Source organism: Tenacibaculum halocynthiae (genome assembly GCF_964512825.1).
GTDB classification, from domain to species: domain Bacteria; phylum Bacteroidota; class Bacteroidia; order Flavobacteriales; family Flavobacteriaceae; genus Polaribacter; species Polaribacter halocynthiae.
Genome location: NZ_CAZELG010000011.1, coordinates 158,511 through 171,964 on the forward strand (window position 1 = coordinate 158,511; position 13,454 = coordinate 171,964).

Annotated in this window: 13 protein-coding genes; 6 read left to right on the plus strand and 7 right to left on the minus strand. The window is 30.5% G+C overall.

The annotated features are described in order from the left end of the window. Positions 1 to 7: 7 nt before the first annotated feature. Genes dapB through ACKTTQ_RS03295 form a run of 4 tightly spaced genes read right to left on the minus strand, consistent with a single transcriptional unit; the run spans position 8 to position 2,955 of the window. Positions 8 to 709 (minus strand): 4-hydroxy-tetrahydrodipicolinate reductase, encoded by a 702-nt coding sequence (gene dapB / locus ACKTTQ_RS03280; RefSeq protein ID WP_093870718.1) that lies wholly within the window; start codon positions 707 to 709, stop codon positions 8 to 10. Positions 710 to 713: 4 nt separating this feature from the next. After that, positions 714 to 1,295, minus strand: a complete 582-nt coding sequence (locus tag ACKTTQ_RS03285; RefSeq protein WP_093870719.1) for a DUF5683 domain-containing protein — start codon at positions 1,293 to 1,295, stop codon at positions 714 to 716. Further along, a complete protein-coding gene (locus ACKTTQ_RS03290) occupies positions 1,296 to 2,183 on the minus strand; it encodes a ParB/RepB/Spo0J family partition protein (RefSeq protein WP_093870720.1) in 888 nt (295 codons plus the stop codon). 7 nt (positions 2,184 to 2,190) lie between these two features. After that, on the minus strand, positions 2,191 to 2,955 hold the full coding sequence (locus tag ACKTTQ_RS03295) for a ParA family protein (protein WP_093870721.1): 765 nt from the start codon (positions 2,953 to 2,955) through the stop codon (positions 2,191 to 2,193). A 390-nt stretch (positions 2,956 to 3,345) separates the two neighbouring features. Here ACKTTQ_RS03295 and ACKTTQ_RS03300 point away from each other — a divergent pair, with 390 nt between their 5' ends. Then, on the plus strand, positions 3,346 to 4,302 hold the full coding sequence (locus ACKTTQ_RS03300; RefSeq protein ID WP_408048383.1) for a hypothetical protein: 957 nt from the start codon (positions 3,346 to 3,348) through the stop codon (positions 4,300 to 4,302). 77 nt (positions 4,303 to 4,379) lie between these two features. Here ACKTTQ_RS03300 and dnaN read toward each other — a convergent pair whose 3' ends face one another. Both dnaN and ACKTTQ_RS03310 read right to left on the minus strand, forming a co-directional pair. Beyond that, positions 4,380 to 5,498 carry a DNA polymerase III subunit beta gene (dnaN, locus tag ACKTTQ_RS03305; protein ID WP_093870723.1) on the minus strand — a complete coding sequence of 373 codons (1,119 nt, stop codon included), beginning with the start codon at positions 5,496 to 5,498 and terminating at the stop codon, positions 4,380 to 4,382. Between the two features lie 71 nt (positions 5,499 to 5,569). Next, a complete protein-coding gene (locus tag ACKTTQ_RS03310) occupies positions 5,570 to 6,520 on the minus strand; it encodes a lipid A deacylase LpxR family protein (RefSeq protein ID WP_299135818.1) in 951 nt (316 codons plus the stop codon). 69 nt (positions 6,521 to 6,589) lie between these two features. On the opposite strand from ACKTTQ_RS03310, the gene ppk2 (ACKTTQ_RS03315) reads away from it, so the two are divergent. Both ppk2 (ACKTTQ_RS03315) and ppk2 (ACKTTQ_RS03320) read left to right on the plus strand, forming a co-directional pair. After that, positions 6,590 to 7,447: a polyphosphate kinase 2 gene (gene ppk2 / locus ACKTTQ_RS03315; RefSeq protein WP_093870724.1), complete on the plus strand. Its 858-nt coding sequence runs from the start codon at positions 6,590 to 6,592 to the stop codon at positions 7,445 to 7,447. A 4-nt stretch (positions 7,448 to 7,451) separates the two neighbouring features. Next, positions 7,452 to 8,234: a polyphosphate kinase 2 gene (ppk2, locus tag ACKTTQ_RS03320; protein ID WP_093870725.1), complete on the plus strand. Its 783-nt coding sequence runs from the start codon at positions 7,452 to 7,454 to the stop codon at positions 8,232 to 8,234. A 25-nt stretch (positions 8,235 to 8,259) separates the two neighbouring features. On the opposite strand, the gene ACKTTQ_RS03325 is transcribed toward ppk2 (ACKTTQ_RS03320), so the two are convergent. After that, a complete protein-coding gene (locus ACKTTQ_RS03325) occupies positions 8,260 to 8,898 on the minus strand; it encodes a low molecular weight phosphatase family protein (protein WP_113785720.1) in 639 nt (212 codons plus the stop codon). An 81-nt stretch (positions 8,899 to 8,979) separates the two neighbouring features. On the opposite strand from ACKTTQ_RS03325, the gene ACKTTQ_RS03330 reads away from it, so the two are divergent. The 3 genes from ACKTTQ_RS03330 to ACKTTQ_RS03340 all read left to right on the plus strand — a co-directional run. Further along, entirely contained in the window at positions 8,980 to 9,525 is a 546-nt protein-coding gene (locus ACKTTQ_RS03330; protein WP_408048384.1) for a Smr/MutS family protein, read from the plus strand. A 15-nt stretch (positions 9,526 to 9,540) separates the two neighbouring features. Next, complete coding sequence (locus ACKTTQ_RS03335) at positions 9,541 to 10,677, plus strand: cysteine desulfurase family protein (protein WP_408048385.1); 1,137 nt, start codon at positions 9,541 to 9,543, stop codon at positions 10,675 to 10,677. A 380-nt stretch (positions 10,678 to 11,057) separates the two neighbouring features. After that, positions 11,058 to 13,454, plus strand: a 2,397-nt coding sequence (locus ACKTTQ_RS03340; RefSeq protein ID WP_408048386.1) for a CshA/CshB family fibrillar adhesin-related protein, incomplete at its 3' end; no start/stop codon positions are given.

Sequence of the window (13,454 nt, forward strand, 5' to 3'; positions counted from 1 at the left end):
TACGTTTTTAACCTAAGTTTAACACGTCATTCATAGTGTAAACCCCTGTTTTATTTGCTAGCCATTCAGCAGCTACAACTGCACCTAAAGCAAATCCTTGTCTATTATGCGCCGTATGTTTAATATCTATAGAGTCAACTTCAGATTTATAAGTAACAGTATGTGTTCCTGGTACTTCAGGTGTACGGATGGCCTTTATTGGAATACTATTTTCTGAAACTTGTTTATCTAATTCCCAAGATGTTTTATGGGTGTTTTCAATAATACCCTCAGCAAGCGTAATAGCAGTTCCACTAGGAGCGTCTAATTTTTTTGTATGGTGAATCTCTTCCATAGTAATATTATACTGCTCTAATGAACTCATCATTTTAGCTAACTGCTTATTTAGCTCAAAAAAGATATTAACGCCTAAACTAAAGTTTGAAGCATAAATAAAAGCCCCTTTTTTTTCATCACATAGATTCACAATATCCTCATATTTATCTAACCATCCAGTGGTTCCAGACACTACAGGGACTGTGTTGTTAATGCAATTAGAAATATTAGTAAAAGCTACATCAGGAATACTAAAATCAATAGCTACATCTGCTAATTTGATATTATAATCTTCTTCACCAGAGTATTTAATTACAACTTCATGACCTCTTTGTAAAGCAATTTTTTCAATTTCTTTACCCATTCTACCATATCCAAGTAAGGCTATTTTCATTTTTTTAAAAAGAATATTTAAATGTTAAACCAACTTTTGGAGATTCAATAAGCATTGGATCAGTTGAAATAGTTGGATTTATAGATAAGTTGTCATCGGTGTTAAATTGAAGTAAATGTGCATTTACACTTGCTTCAACTATTTGTAAAACATAAAGTAAAACTCCAGTTAATAAGGATAAATCTCTATTTTTCCGAAGTACTTTTTGAGCGTTTTCTAAACCAGCAGTAGATATTATATAATCACCATTACTGTCAGTAAATTCATCTTTTAAACCTTGTTTTCTTAATTTAAAAGCATTTCTAAAACGATCATATTCATTACTATTTGTTGTGTAATAATAAATACTAGCACCAATTGCACCCCAAACAATAGGGGCTTTCCAGTATTTTTTATTATAAATTTGTCCTCCTCCAGGAAAAATAGCTGAATAAAAAGCTGCTTTTGATGGTGATAGAGGGTTGTATTTTTTAGTAGTAAATTTAGATTTTTTTATTTTTATAGCCAAAGTATCTTTCTTTTGACCATAAGAGTTATACGATAAAAAGAAACCTAAAAATACTAGTATAATTTTTTTTTGAAACACTTATTTTAATAAGTTTTTTATACGATTAAAGTCTTCTTCAGAAGTAAAAGGGATAGATATCTTTCCTCTTCCACGATTATTAACAGTAACGTCTATTTTATTACCAAAGTATTCATTAAAGTCATTAACGCTTTCTGAAATATATTTTGGTAAAGCTTTTTTCTTAGCCGCTTTAGTAACTGTTCCTGCTTTTAAGTTTTTAACAAGTTCTTCAGTTTGACGAACAGATAGTTTATCTCTAAGGATTTTTTCGTAAATATTTAACTGATCAGTAGCACTGTCAACGTTAATTAAAGCTCTACCATGTCCCATAGAAATAAATCCATCACGCATACCAGTTTGAATAATAGGGTCTAACTTTAGTAAACGTAAATAATTCGTTACAGTAGAACGTTTTTTTCCAACTCTAGTACTAAGTTCTTCTTGTGTTAATTGAATTTCATCAATTAAACGTTGGTATGATAAAGCTACTTCAATAGGATCAAGGTTTTTACGTTGAATATTTTCAACTAAAGCCATTTCTAGCATTTCTTGATCATTCGCTAAGCGAATGTATGCAGGAACAGTTTTGTTTCCTATTAATTTTGAAGCTCTAAAACGACGCTCACCAGAAACTAGTTGGAATTTATCGCTAGCTAATTTACGAACAGTAATTGGTTGAATTACACCTAACTCTTTAATTGAACTAGCTAACTCACGTAAAGCTTCCTCATCAAAATAAGTTCTTGGTTGATAAGGGTTAACATCAATAGAATTAATATCTAGTTCAACGATGCTTCCTACTAATTTATCTGCATTTTTATCTGAAGCAGAGTTTACTTCTGCGGTTTCTTTTAATAATGCTGATAACCCTCTACCTAGAGCTTGTTTTTTTGTTGCTTTTGCCATTACTATACTATGCCTTTTTATTTAAAATTTCGTTCGCCAAATTTAAGTAATTTACGGCACCTTTACTGGTTGCATCGTAAGAAATTATGCTTTCACCATAACTTGGAGCTTCACTTAAACGGATGTTTCTATGAACTATTGTTTCAAAAACCATAGAACTAAAGTGTTTACGAACTTCTTCAACAACTTGGTTTGAAAGACGTAAACGAGAATCGAACATTGTTAATAGTAAGCCTTCAATATCTAGATCTTGATTATGAATTTTCTGAACACTTTTTATAGTATTCAATAATTTACCTAAACCTTCAAGAGCAAAATACTCACATTGTATTGGTATAATTACAGAATCTGCAGCAACTAAAGAGTTTAAAGTTATTAAACCCAAAGAAGGAGCGCAATCAATTAATATATAATCATACTCATCTTTAATGCTTTCTAATGCTTTTTTTAGCATGTACTCTCTTTCTTGTTTGTCTACAAGCTCTATTTCAATAGCAACCAAATCAATATGTGCAGGAATTAGATCTACATTAGGAGAAGTAGTTTGTATAATAGTATCTTTTGGAGGAACAGTTAGTTCTAAAACTTGATAAGTTCCCTTTTCAATACTTTCTACATCTATACCTAAACCAGAAGTAGCGTTTGCTTGCGGATCAGCATCAATTAATAGTACTTTATTTTCTAAAACCCCTAAGGCTGCAGCTAAGTTAACAGTGGTTGTTGTTTTACCAACACCACCCTTTTGATTTGCTATTGCAATAATTCTACCCATTGTAATTTGTCTAGTTTGAAAGAGGTAAATTTACAATTATTTATGGTTTTTTAAAGCGAAAGATGTTAACAAAAAACAATAATCTCATTATTAACTGTATTTTAAGATGTTTTAAGAGTTAATAGATGAAATTATTTTTTTATTTAAAATGCTTTATTTTAAAATTTAATAATGTTTTTATGATTAGGTATTATCGAAAATAAAGCATAAATAAAAAATATCTTATGTGTTTCAAAAATTTGTTTGTTTAATGTTCATTTGGAAATATAACTGCTTACTACGGAAACTTATTGAAGTAATTATTTTTAGTTAGTGATAGGTTTGAACTTGAAATCTATCGCGGATGCCGAAAAGCGTATGAGTAGGTAAAACTATTAAATATTATTTTTTATGAAAAAAATTATTGCACTAATCATGTTAAGTATCATGATTATTTCTTGTCAAGAGGAAGAAATTAAAGAAGAAAAAAAAGAAAACGAAACTAAAGTTATCTCTAAAGAAGATAGTAGAATACTTTCTTTTTCATCGTTTAAAGAGTTTGAGTATTTTATTAAAGAAAGTATTGAATCTAATAATGATTTGATAGAGTTGTCTAAATCAGATTTTGATAGAAATGGTAGAGTTTCTTTATTGTTAGCGTATAACGTTGAAGCTAAAGAGGCTAAAAATTATCAGTTGAATAAAGAAGAAATAGCAGAAGTGAGTTCTAGTGATAGCATGCTGTTATATCTATTAAATAAAAATGGAGAAGTTAGTATTGAAGGATCTATTTATAGAATAGATGGTGAGTTTGTTTATACATACAAAAGTGGAAATGAAAATGGGATCGAATCATTCTTGGCAGATTACAAGTTAGGTAAAGTTAAAATTTCTGATCAAAAAACGATTACATACAATAAATTCTTAAAAGTATATAAGCATGGTAATAATAAAAAAGAATATTTTTCAAGAGGAATTGTTAATCATGAACCATTTTTAAATGATAGAAGTGTAAGAATGAGACTTGAACAATTTGATCAACATTGGTACTTTTATAGTTCTATTGGAGCAAAAACTAAAACAGAACAATACAGACAAGTGTGGTTTTGGAATGCTTGGGTAACCGTTAGAGCTAACAATAGATTAAAGTTTGGAGTGGCTTATCAAGCAAGAATTGTGGGAACCAATTTCAGAATGAACAGAAACCCTTTATTTGATAATATATCAAATCATACAAATGAAGTGATGAAAATTTATGAATTTTGTGTAGGTGATCCAGCGTTGTTCCATTATATACCTGTAGAAGGCTATACTGAACATTGGGCAGAGTGGTATGGAAATACTGCTTTTAAGGTTGTAAACTACTAGGAAGTGTATGTTTTATAAATAAGAAAGACCGTTTAAGCTTACTTAAACGGTCTTTCTTATTTATATTTTTAGAAAGTTTAGCTGTTTAACATAACAGGCATTACTAACATAGTAACTTGCTCTCCTTCTTCTGTACCATCAATAGGTGTTAAAATCCCAGCTCTATTAGGTAAACTCATTTCAATTAATACATCATTTGAGTTTAAATTGTTTAACATTTCACTTAAAAAACGAGAGTTAAATCCAATTTGCATGTCATCTCCTTGATAATCACAAAGTAAACGTTCGTCAGCTTTATTAGAATAGTCTAAATCTTCAGCAGAAATATTTAACTCAGTACCAGCCATTTTTAAGCGGATTTGATGAGTTGTTTTACTAGAAAATATTGAAACACGACGTACAGAGTTTAAAAATGAAGCTCTGTCAACAGTCAATTTATTTGGGTTTTCTTTAGGTATTACAGCCTCGTAATTTGGGTATTTTCCATCAATTAAACGACAAATTAATAATACATTATCAAATGTAAATTTAGCATTAGTGTCATTATACTCTATGGTTACATTTTCTTCTGAGCCACCTAGTATACCTTTTAATAAGTTTAAAGGCTTTTTTGGCATTATAAACTCAGCAGATTTATCAGCAGTAACATCTTTACGAGTGTATTTTACAAGCTTGTGAGCATCTGTAGCAACAAAAGTTAATTCTTTTGAGTTGAATTGAAAAAATACACCACTCATTACTGGTCTTAAATCATCATTCCCAGCAGCAAATATAGTTTTAGTGATTGCTGTAGCTAAAATATGTGATGGTATTTCAGTGCTACTTGGAGATGGTAATTCAACAGCTTTAGGAAATTCTTCTCCGTTAAAATAAGCCATGTCATACTTTCCTTGCTCAGAAATAATTTCAATAGTGCTATCACCTTCAGTTTTAAATGTAAGGGGTTGATCAGGAAAAGTTTTTAAAGTATCCAATAATAAACGAGCATTAATTGCAATAGCTCCAGCATCGGTACTTTCAACTTCTACAACGGCACTCATTGTAGTTTCTAAATCTGATGATGATATTTTTAATTGATTTTCAGATAATTCAAATAGGAAATTATCTAAAATTGGTAGCGTATTATTGCTGTTTATAACTCCTCCTAAAACTTGTAACTGTTTTAATAATTGAGAGCTAGATACGATAAATTTCATTGATTAAGTTTCTAATGATTAGAACTACAAATATATCTTAATTTGACGATTTTAAAAATTTATTTTACAAACTAATTAAATTGATAGTTTATTTGGATGCTTCCGTAAAAGTTTCCTGATGGTACTTGAATGCTTTTTAGTTTTTTTGTGTGGTAATGTATGGTGTATCCTAAATTAAAACGATTTGCTGTAAAACGAATACCAATTTCGGTTGAAAACATAAAAGGCATAACTGAATATGTTATTGGACTACCAGTATTTAAGAAACTACCTTGAATTGTAGCGTCATAAAGAATGTAATTAATCATTGGTTTTATATAGATAAAAGATTCTATTTCATTATTGAATTTAGAGTTTTTATCGTTAAGGTTACTGTTGAAAGCTATTGAATTAACAAGTTTTTGTAAAGGTTTTAAGCCAATTCTACCATAAAAACCAGAAGACATGTTAGTAAAAACTGTACCTATAGATGCATTATTCGTCCAGTTTATATCGTAGTAGTTTGATTTGTCTTTAAATAAAGGTGTGGTAAAACTTGTATTAAAATTTAAAGCAAAGGCATTTTTTATTTGATATTTCCATCCAATAGCTTTTCTGAAACCATAAATATCATGTATGAAGTCTTGTAGTTCTTGTCCTAATGAAGCTGGTCCCACAACACCAATTTCTAATGAGGTTTTTAAGATGTTGTTATTTTTAAGAAAATAATTAATCCCAAAATTACCATATAAATATGAAGCAAAAGGTCTGTCATGCTCTCCGTGTGTTTGCACTGTTGCTTTGAAAGGAGTATACATTTTATGGCCTAATTGTAGTTCATATATTTTTTTTTCTACTTTTTTATTAGTCTTGTTACTTAGGTATCGGTATGTGAAAAACATTCCATTGGTATAATACCTATCTTGACTTAAAGATATATAAAGGTCATTATCGTTAGAAAAACTAAACTCTTTTTTATACTTACGTTGTGAAAATGAGGTAAGAGAAGATAAGATCAATAAAAAAGCAATAATTTTTTTCATAAAAGTAAATATCATCTTATTTTAGCAATACTACAATTTAACTGCAAATATTATATTTTTTTATTATATATGGAAGAAAAACCAAAATTGACTATAACAGATTTTCAAAGTGTTTCTACGAATGATGAATTAAGGGAGTTGATTAAAGAAAAAGGAGTTTCTATTGAGAAGGTTGATGTTAAAATAAATTATGAGAATGAGCTTAAAAAACTTCAAATAGAACTGGTTAAGTTACAGCAATGGGTTGCTAAAAATAATAAAAGAGTAGCTGTAATTTTTGAAGGTAGAGATGCTGCTGGTAAAGGAGGAAGTATTCGTCGATTTATGGAGCACTTAAATCCTAGATCTATGCGTTTAGTAGCATTGAACAAACCTACAGAAGTAGAGAAGGGTCAGTGGTATTTTCAAAGGTATATTAAGGAGCTACCCAATCCTGGTGAAATAGTTTTTTTTGATAGAAGTTGGTATAATAGAGCAGTAGTAGAGCCAGTTATGGGGTTTTGTAGTGAAAATCAATATAAAAAATTCTTGGTACAGGTTCCTGAATTTGAGCATATGTTATATGAAGATGGAGTTACTATTATTAAATTTTGGTTATCTATATCTAAAGAAGAACAGTTAAGGCGTTTTGATTCTCGAAATAAAAATCCACTAAAGAGGTGGAAATTTAGTCCTGTAGATAAAAAAGGACAAGAATTGTGGGATAAGTATACGTTTTATAAAGATCAGATGTTTAGCAAAACACATACAACATATAGTCCATGGATTGTTGTGAAAACGAATGATAAGAAAAAAGCAAGAGTAGAGTGTATGCGTCATGTATTGTCTCAATTTAATTATGAAGGAAAAGAAGATGCTAATACAATATTAAACCCTGACCCTAATGTGGTAATGCGTTATTACCGTTCAGTAAATCATTTAGATTAATTATATGGAAAACTTAACACAGAAAGACGTTAATAAACTTAATTCTAATAGAGGGTTAAAAGCTATTTTGTCAAAAGAACCTTATAATATAGAGCGAGCAATTCGTTATGTGGATTATGAGCGTAAGTTAAAAAAGCTACAGTTAGAATTGATTAAGCTACAAACTTGGGCAATAGAGAAAGATGAACGTATTATAGTTATTTTTGAAGGTAGAGATGCTGCAGGAAAAGGTGGTGCTATTAGAAGGATTACTGAACGAATTAATCCTAGGCATATGCGAATAGTTGCATTGCCCAAACCAAATGAAGATGAAAGAACTCAATGGTATTTTCAGCGTTATGTAGAGCGATTTCCTAAGGCGGGCGAAATGGTGTTTTTTGATAGAAGTTGGTATAACAGAGCGGTGGTTGAACCAGTAAATGGTTTTTGTACAGAGAAAGAGTACGAAGTGTTTATGAATCAAGTGAATGATTTTGAACGAATGATTTTAGAGTCAGGTATTCGTTTAGTTAAAATTTACATGTCAATAAATAAAAGAGAACAAGCAAAAAGATTTAATGATATTAAAAATGATCCATTGAAACAATGGAAAATGACACCAGTAGATGAAAAAGCACAAGAGCTTTGGGATGATTATACAGAGTATAAAAGAACAATGTTCTCTAAAACTAATACGGTGGTTTCTCCTTGGAAGGTAATTAGAGCTAATAGAAAAACCATAGCAAGAGTAAATGTGATAAATCACATTTTAAAAAGTATTCCTTATGATAAAAACATTAAGGTATAAACTATTAATTTATTCCTTAATATTTTTAGGTTGTTATGTTTTTCTTTACTTCTTCAAAAATGAAAAATATTTCTCCAGCTATTTGTTTGCTAGATGCTAAATAGGTTTCTTTAGTATCTTCTCTTTCGTCAGATATTTTTGGATCTGTAAAGGGTAAATGAAATCGTTCAATTGCATCAGGAATAAAAGGGCAATTTTCATCAGCACTGTCACAAGTAGTTATGGCAATATAAGGATAATCATTGTGTGAATTGTCAAAAACTTTTGAAAAAGCCATTAAAGGTGTTTTGCATCCATGAAAAGAAATTAAATATTTAGGGTTTTGATGTGAGAAATTATCAACATTAAATTCAAAACCATTTTTCTGTAAAGCTCTTACTGTGTTTCTATGAAAAGCAGTAGTTTCTGTTCCGCCAGAGAAAGAAAAAATATTTTCAATTGAAAAATAATTAATAGCAAAAAAACTCCATACTTGAGCAAATTGACTTCTTCTAGAGTTGTGAGTGCAAATAAAATTTAGATTCAGTTTATCGCGTTCAAAATACTCGTCAATAATAGTGTCAGCAATTTTTAACAATAGCTCTTTACGTTCGTCACTTAAAACCAAATTTCTTTTTGCTTCTTCAAAGAAAATTTTTGTGTCTATGTTTTTAGTGTTAATCATTTATTTAATGTTCTTTTGCAAATTAAAATATCGCCAAAAATAAGAGTTAAAGCGTTAAGGTAAATTAAATAATAGTTAATTATGTGTTTTGAAATTGGAAACAAAGTAGTTGTTATAGATGATGTTATACGAGGAGAAGTTTTTGGTTTTCTGGATGAATTAGTTTTGGTGAAAGATGAAGAAGGTATGGAGTATCGGTTTTTAAAAACTGAGTTAGTAAAAATTGAAGTAGAGCAAAAAGAGTTAAGTAAATATCTTAATATAAATAATACTATTTTAAAAGAAAAGATAAGTAAAGAGCAACCCCAAAAAAATAACTTTATTAAATCTAAAAATGAAGTTGTGATGGAGGTTGATTTGCATGCTGAAAAAATATTAAAATCTACAAAAGGTATGGATAATTATGATATACTTTCATTTCAGATAGAAAAGGCTAGGCAGAAAATAGAGTATTGTTTATCTAAGAAAATATCTAAAATTGTATTTATTCATGGTGTTGGTGAAGGAGTTTTAAAAACTGAATTGAATTATTTATTAAATAGGTATCCAGTCAAGTATTATGAAGCTTCTTATCAAAAATATGGAATGGGAGCAACTGAAGTTTATGTATATCAAAACCCTAATTAGTATTACTTTTGTAGAATGAAAAGAATTTATTTAGATAATGCAGCAACTACACCTATGTTGCCAGAGGTGATAGAGTTAATGTCTGATTCAATGCGTGTTAATTTTGGTAACCCATCATCAACACACCAGTTTGGAAGAACAGCAAAAGTTTCTGTTGAAACAGCAAGAAAGAATATAGCGAAACACTTTAATGTGTCTGCAAGGGAAATTATTTTTACCTCTGGAGGTACTGAAGCTGATAATTTAATTTTGCAAAATGCAGTTGCTAATTTAGGAGTAGAAACTATTGTTACAACTAAAATAGAACATCATGCTGTTTTACATACTATTGAATTTTTGGAAAGTAAGTATGGGGTAGATGTTGTGTATCTAAAAGTGAATGATGATGGTGGAGTTGATTTAGATGAGTTAGCGAGTGTTTTAGAGAGTGTAGATACAAAAGCATTAGTTAGTTTAATGTGGGTGAATAATGAGATTGGTAATTTGTTGCCAATTAAAGAGGTTGCTAAGTTGTGTAAAATTAATGGAGTGTTATTTCATTCTGATACTGTTCAGGGGATTGGGCATTATGAATTGGATTTAAAGGAAGTACCTATAGATTTTATTACGGCAAGCGCTCATAAATTTCATGGACCTAAAGGAGTTGGTTTTGCTTATGTGAAGAAAAATATTGGTATTTTTCCTATGTTCCATGGAGGTGATCAAGAGAGAGGGAGTCGCTCAAGTACAGAAAATGTACATTCAATTCTTGGAATGGAAAAGGGATTAGATATAGCGATGAGAAGAATTGAAAAAGATACTATATATATTAAAGGAATTAAAAAACAATTGATTGATGGCTTGATTAAAATATTTCCTGAAATTCATTTTAATGGATTATCTAGTAATATGGATAAGAGTACGTATACTGTTTTAAATGTAAGGTTTCCGTTTACAGATAAGTTGTTACTTTTTAATTTAGATTTGTTTGGGATTTCTGTCTCTGGAGGAAGTGCTTGTCAAAGTGGAAGTGATAAAGGATCTCATGTTTTGGATGATTTTTTGAATAAGTATGAGGCTGAAAAAACTTCAGTGCGTTTTTCTTTTAGTAGATTCACTAAAAAGGAAGATATAGTTTCGGTTTTAAGTTTTTTTGAAGCTTTAAAAAAATAAAACACGATTACGGTGTGTTTAAGGTGTTTTTTTTAAGTGAATGGTACTTCTTATTGGTTTTTTCATAATAAGGTCTTAGAGTTGTCTTAAGAGTTCTGTTTAAATAGTTTTTAGATATGTAAAATTTCGTTACTATAGTTTTTCATTATCATTATAGTGTAGCTTTTTTTTATAAAAAGTTTCTAAATAAATGTAGAATGTAAATAAAAGTTAATTATATTTGCATCGTTTATTAGAAACGTCCCCCCAAACTATAGATTTGTCGTTCAATCGGCTAAATGTATTTTTTTGGGGGCTTTTTTATGCCCTCCATGTAATTTATTAAAATTAAAATAACACTAAATATAGTGTTGTAACAATATATACTAAATTCAATTTATATGGAGAAGTATTACTTTTCATGTTTAAAAGAAATAACTAAGTTTAATAAGTTTTTTTTCTTGTTATTGTTGTTTTTTGGAAACGTTTTATATGCGCAAACTTATGAAATAGATGCAGTTAGTGGGACTACTATAACTACGTGTTCAGGGGTTTTTTATGATTCAGGTGGTACAACTGGCGGTTACACAAACTTTGAAAATCATTCAGTAACGTTTACTTCAAATAATGGAGGTAATGTGATCTTAAATATCACAGCTATGGATATTGAAGTTGATGGTTTTGGAGGGTGTTACGATACTTTGTTTGTTTATAATGGGACAAGTGCTATTCCTGCAAATTTAATAGATAGTTATTGTGGTACAACCCCTCCTGCAACAATAACATCTTCAGGTACTTCTCTTCATGTAGTTTTTACTTCGGATGGAAGTGTTACTGGGCAAGGATGGCGATCAACTGTTTCTTGTACAACTCCTCCTGTAACAGATACAGATGGAGATGGAATAGCTGATGGTTCTGATATTTGTAATGGTTTTGATGATAATAATAATGCTGATGGAGATACAGTACCTGATGGTTGTGATTACGATGATGATAATGATGGGATATTAGATATTAATGAATTAGGAATTTGTGCAACAAGTAATTCTACGTTAAATTGGAATAATTTATATGCAGAGAGTACTAGTACAACTGATCCTGCTTTAGGAGATGATCCAGTTGTTGCTAATGCTAATTTAACTGTTAATGGAACAGGAGTAAGGTTAACTAGAGATGGAGGTGGGCTGTCCACACAAGAGTATAGAGTTAATAATTTTGAGAGCTCGGGTTCTTCTTATACTTTATATCAAAAAGCAGAAAACGGAGGAGAATCTAGACATAGTTTTGAGTTTGATGAACCAGTGTATAATTTAGGTTTTACTCTTATAGATGTTGATGAAGGTGGTGCAAATACAACTTTTATTGATGAAGTAGAACTTATTTTAACTAAAACTGACGGTACTACTCATACATTAAGTGCTTCCGAATATACATTAGATGGGCAAACATTTGCTTCTAATGCTTTTAGAGGACAAACAGCTAGTCGTGATAGAGATGTAGTAATAAATGGGGTTCAAGCCTGGATTATTAAACTAGAAGTTGTATATAAAAACTTAACAACAGCGCCTGTAGCTAGTCAATTTCAATTTACAGGTTTAAGTAATTTTACATTTTGTAACACCCATTTAGATTCTGATAATGACGGAAGACCAAACTATTTAGATACAGATTCTGATAATGATGGTTGTTTTGATGCTTTAGAGGGTAGTAATACAGGGTTAACATTATCAAGTGTTGATAGTAATGGTAGATTAACTGGAGGTGTTGGTTCTACTGGTATTCCTAGTTCTGCTGGAGCTGGTCAAACTAATGTTAGTTCAACAAACTCTGGTGTAACAGGTGGCCAATGTGATGATGATGGAGATGGAGTAATTAATACTTCTGATGTTTGTGATGGTTATGATGATGCGATTAATAGTGATGGAGATACAGTGCCAGATGGTTGTGATTTAGATGATGATAATGACGGTATTTTAGATGCTGTTGAAGGATATTGTGATCAACCATTAGTTGCTAATTCTACTTCTGGTTCGGGAACTTTACAAGATCAGTTGTACTTTTTTAATTGGACAGGAACTGATTTTACTAATGGTATACAAAATGGAGATTCTCAAACATTTAATTTACCGGATGGCTTAGTTGTAACAGCTACATTTTCAAATGCAACTGGAAATACAAGTTCATTCATTCCAACGGATATGAATACATGGAGTGGTTCAAGCCTTAAGGATATGTATAATACTTCAGGAACAACTGAAGCTTTTTATGGAACAGTTAATGGAGCAGATGTGTCTTTCACTGTTACGTTTACAGCAACTAAATCTGGTAATCCTTATCCTTTATATTTATTGGCATTAGATGCTGAAGCTACAGCATCTGGTAGTGAGTCAATTCAGTTTAATACGAATGGAGGTGATTGGACTCTTTTAGAATCAATTGGAACTGGAGGTTCTTTTTCTGGTGCAGGTTCAAAAACTTTAATAGATACATCAACAACGTTAGGTAATAATTCTATTTATTATTCTGAAAATGCTTCTGTTTTAAATGTTACTATAAATCAAGGGGGGCTTGAAGGTGTTGCTTTTGGTATTCGTTTACTTTGTGATACGGATAGTGATGGAATCCCTAATTTAAGAGATACAGATAGTGATAATGACGGGTGTCCTGATTCAGTAGAATCTGGAGGAACAGACGCTACTAAGGATGGAGTTTTAGACGGAACTGGTTTCGATAGTAGTGGTCGAGTAACTGGAGGAACAGGAGGTTATAATGGAGTTAATGGAACTGAAATTATTAGT

What these genes read in the sequence shown, in the direction of transcription:
- dapB (WP_093870718.1), bottom strand. Translation starts at nt 709, where the DNA reads ATGAAAATAGCCTTACTTGGATATGGTAGAATGGGTAAAGAAATTGAA.
- ACKTTQ_RS03290 (WP_093870720.1), bottom strand. Translation starts at nt 2,183, where the DNA reads ATGGCAAAAGCAACAAAAAAACAAGCTCTAGGTAGAGGGTTATCAGCA.
- ACKTTQ_RS03295 (WP_093870721.1), bottom strand. Translation starts at nt 2,955, where the DNA reads ATGGGTAGAATTATTGCAATAGCAAATCAAAAGGGTGGTGTTGGTAAA.
- ACKTTQ_RS03300 (WP_408048383.1), top strand. Translation starts at nt 3,346, where the DNA reads ATGAAAAAAATTATTGCACTAATCATGTTAAGTATCATGATTATTTCT.
- dnaN (WP_093870723.1), bottom strand. Translation starts at nt 5,498, where the DNA reads ATGAAATTTATCGTATCTAGCTCTCAATTATTAAAACAGTTACAAGTT.
- ACKTTQ_RS03310 (WP_299135818.1), bottom strand. Translation starts at nt 6,520, where the DNA reads ATGAAAAAAATTATTGCTTTTTTATTGATCTTATCTTCTCTTACCTCA.
- ppk2 (WP_093870724.1), top strand. Translation starts at nt 6,590, where the DNA reads ATGGAAGAAAAACCAAAATTGACTATAACAGATTTTCAAAGTGTTTCT.
- ppk2 (WP_093870725.1), top strand. Translation starts at nt 7,452, where the DNA reads ATGGAAAACTTAACACAGAAAGACGTTAATAAACTTAATTCTAATAGA.
- ACKTTQ_RS03325 (WP_113785720.1), bottom strand. Translation starts at nt 8,898, where the DNA reads ATGATTAACACTAAAAACATAGACACAAAAATTTTCTTTGAAGAAGCA.
- ACKTTQ_RS03330 (WP_408048384.1), top strand. Translation starts at nt 8,980, where the DNA reads ATGTGTTTTGAAATTGGAAACAAAGTAGTTGTTATAGATGATGTTATA.
- ACKTTQ_RS03335 (WP_408048385.1), top strand. Translation starts at nt 9,541, where the DNA reads ATGAAAAGAATTTATTTAGATAATGCAGCAACTACACCTATGTTGCCA.